The 3,075-nt window shown below is 68.0% G+C and carries 4 protein-coding genes; all 4 read right to left on the bottom strand.

What is annotated here, in order from left to right; genetic code table 11:
• The coding region (locus GRX66_RS17860; protein WP_159527703.1) for a winged helix-turn-helix domain-containing protein at positions 1-238 on the bottom strand (238 nt) is incomplete at its 3' end.
• 7 nt (positions 239-245) lie between these two features.
• Entirely contained in the window at positions 246-1,013 is a 768-nt protein-coding gene (locus tag GRX66_RS17855; protein WP_325064188.1) for an amino acid ABC transporter ATP-binding protein, read from the bottom strand.
• Positions 1,010-1,726 (bottom strand): ABC transporter permease, encoded by a 717-nt coding sequence (locus GRX66_RS17850; RefSeq protein ID WP_159527704.1) that lies wholly within the window; start codon positions 1,724-1,726, stop codon positions 1,010-1,012. Before GRX66_RS17850 ends, GRX66_RS17855 begins: the two co-directional genes overlap by 4 nt.
• Positions 1,727-1,794: 68 nt before the next feature.
• A complete protein-coding gene (locus GRX66_RS17845; RefSeq protein ID WP_159527702.1) occupies positions 1,795-2,718 on the bottom strand; it encodes a substrate-binding domain-containing protein in 924 nt (307 codons plus the stop codon).
• Positions 2,719-3,075: the final 357 nt, after the last annotated feature.

Genomic DNA, 3,075 nt, shown 5'->3' with positions numbered 1-3,075 from the left:
CGCCGCCGCTGCCGCCGCGCACGCGCTCCGTGAGGTCGCCGGCCGCGGCCTCGAGTTCGACGACGCGGCGCTGGAGGTGGGGGTACGACCGGCCGAGCGCGTCGGCCGCGGCCTGCATCGACCCGTGGTCGTCGATGGCGCGAAGCATCTCGACGTCCCGGCGGTCGACGGTGACGTCGCCGATGGCGACGTGGGGTTCGAAGGCGTTCTCCGGCGTGGAGGCGTCCTGTTGAGCCATCGGGTGGTCAGTACACTAACTCCCCGTCGATAAATTTCTTTGCGCGCTCGTCGTGGGGCGCCTCGAACACGCGGTCGGCCGGGCCCATTTCGATGACGCTGTCGTCCAGCAGGACGGCGACGCGGTCGGCGACCCGCTGGGCTTGATGCATGTCGTGCGTGGCGACCACCACTCCGATGCCGCGGTCGGCGGCGGCCGTCACTGCATCCTCGATGACAGCGGTGTTGCGGGGGTCGAGGTCGGACGTAGGTTCGTCCAGCAGGAGGTAGTCGGGGTCGTAGGCGAGCGCGCGGGCGAACGCGACCCGCTGGGCTTCGCCGCCCGAGAGGTCGTCGGCGTGTTTGTGCACGTCGTCGGCCATCCCGACGACGTCGAGCGCGTCGGTCACCGCGTCCGTGAGGGGTGACCGATTCGTCAGCGTCCGGAGTTCGTCGCGAACGCGCTCGCGCCACGAACGCCTGACGCGGAGGCCGTACTCGACGTTGCGCGCGACCGATCCGTCGAAGAGACTGGCTTCCTGGAAGACGACGCCGATCCCCCGCCGGAGCGCGAGGCGCTCGTCCTCCCCGAGGGTCCACGCGTCTGTGCCGTCCACAGTGACCTCGCCCTCCGTCGGCGGTTCGAACAGCGCGAGCAGGCGCAGTAACGTCGTCTTACCCACACCGGAGGGCCCGATAATCGCGACGACTTCGCCCGACCCCGCGGTCAGCGATACGTCCTCGAAGACCGGGCCGTCGTCGTACCCGTGCGTGACGGCCCGTGCGCCCAGGGTCACCGCAGCGTCCCCCCGTCACCGAGCCGAACGACGACTGCGTTGACCACGAGCACGAGAGCGACGAGCAACGCACCGAGTACCATCGCAGTGCCGTAGCGGCCTTGCCTGGCCTCCAGTTGAATTGCGGTGGTGAGCGTGCGCGTCTTCGAGACGCCGCCCGCGCCCGCAATGTTCCCCCCGACGATGAGCACGGACCCGACCTCGCTGATAGCGCGCCCGAACCCCGCCAGCACGGCGGTCGCGATGCCGTAACGAGCTTCCTTCACGACTGTGAGTGCGACGTCGGTGCGCGTGCCGCCAAGCGCGAACGCCGCGTCCCGGACGTCAGCGCGGACGCTGGTCACGGCGGCGAGACTGATGCCCGTGATCGGCGGCGTCGCGAGCACGAACTGCGACATGATCATCGCCTCCTTCGTGAACACGAGGTTCAGTTCGCCGAGCGGACCCTGGTTCGACACCGCGAACAGCACGAGCAATCCGACGACGACGCTCGGGAACCCCATTCCGGTGTTGATGACTGCGGTGACGAGGCGCTTGCCCGGGAAGTCGGAGAACCCCACCACGAGGGCGATGGGGATGGACACCAGCGTGCTGATCGTCACCGCGAGCACGCTCACGTACAGCGAGACGTAGACAATGCTCGTGACGTACTGCGTCTCGAACGGGAAGTCGACGAACAGCGGTCCCGCGACGTCCGGAAAGACCGTGAGCAGTGGCCGTAGCGGGAGCGCCCAGAGCGCGTCTGCGAGCACCACGAGTACGGCGTGTGACCCGACCCCCTTCACTCCTCGGACTCGGCACTCCAGCCCTCGGGGACGTACTGCTGGAAGTTCGGGTCCTCGGACAGCGCTCTCGGGAAGAACAGTTGCTCGCCGTTCGCGGTGTAGTCCTCGATGACCTGCTGGCCCTGCGGACTGGTGACGTAGCCGATGTACGCCATCGCGAGGTCGTAGTTGACGTTGTCGTGGACGGCCGGGTTCACGGCGAGGATGCCGTAGGGATTGGCGAGCAGTTCGGGGCCGCCCTCGATCGGGCCCTGGACGAGGATTGTGAGTTCGATGTCGGACCGCTGGGAAAGGTACGTCCCGCGGTCGGAGAGCGTGTAGCCGCCCTGTTCGTTCGCGATGTTGAGCACTTCACCCATCCCCTGGCCGGTCTCCTGGTACCAGTTGCCGCCGGGTTCGACGCCCGCTTCCTCCCAGACAATCAGTTCCTTCGTGTGCGTCCCGGAGTTGTCCCCGCGTGAGACGAACTGCGCTTCGGCGTCGGCGATGGCCGCGAACGCGTCTGCCGCCGATCCCATCCCCTCGATGCCGGCGGGGTCGCTCTCGGGGCCGACGATGACGAAGTCGTTGAACATCAGGTCCCGGCGGTTGACGCCGTACCCGTTCTGCATGAACTCATCCTCGAGCGACCGCGCGTGGACCATCACGACGTCCGAGTCACCGTTGCTCGCGGTCTCCAGGGCCTGCCCCGTCCCCTGCGCGACCGAGTCGACGGTCACGCCGTACATCTCCTGGAAGGGTTCGTTGAGGGCGTCCAGCAGGCCGGTGTCGTACGTGCTCGTCGTCGTCGTGAGCGTGAGCGTCTCGCCGGCCACTCCCGGGTCCCCGTCCTCGCTCCCGAGAACGCCCGAGCAGCCTGCGAGTGCAGCGGTCGCTCCCGTTCCGAGCGCCGCGAGGAGCTCGCGTCGTTGTATCGGCATAGATACTTCGGTGTGCGCCACCCACAAAAGTATTTCGCGAGCGACGTAACTGAATTCGGTTAGTCGAGTTCGAGCCGGCGTCGTTTCGACCAGCAGCGGCCGCATCTCCGCTCGACGCCGAACTGATTTCGGTTACATCGACGGCGAAACGTCGCTGCGCAGGAGTCGCGAACCCGCCACGTCCCGTCGCGCGGGGACCACCCCGCCACCCCGCCGGCGCGCTCGAACCGCCAGTCAGAGAATCTGAGCGCCGTCGCCGACGCTCGACCGGTACGCCGTCGCGTCCACGCCGTCGGCCTCGAAGCCCCTCAACGAGCGCGCCTCGCGACGTCTCGCTGGTCGCGCTCCCGGCAGACG

Origin of the sequence: Halobacterium bonnevillei, from assembly GCF_009831555.1 — an archaeon.
GTDB lineage: Archaea > Halobacteriota > Halobacteria > Halobacteriales > Halobacteriaceae > Halobacterium > Halobacterium bonnevillei.
The sequence above is the reverse complement of the archived record's forward strand: the minus strand, read 5'-3'. Positions and strand labels throughout refer to the sequence as shown.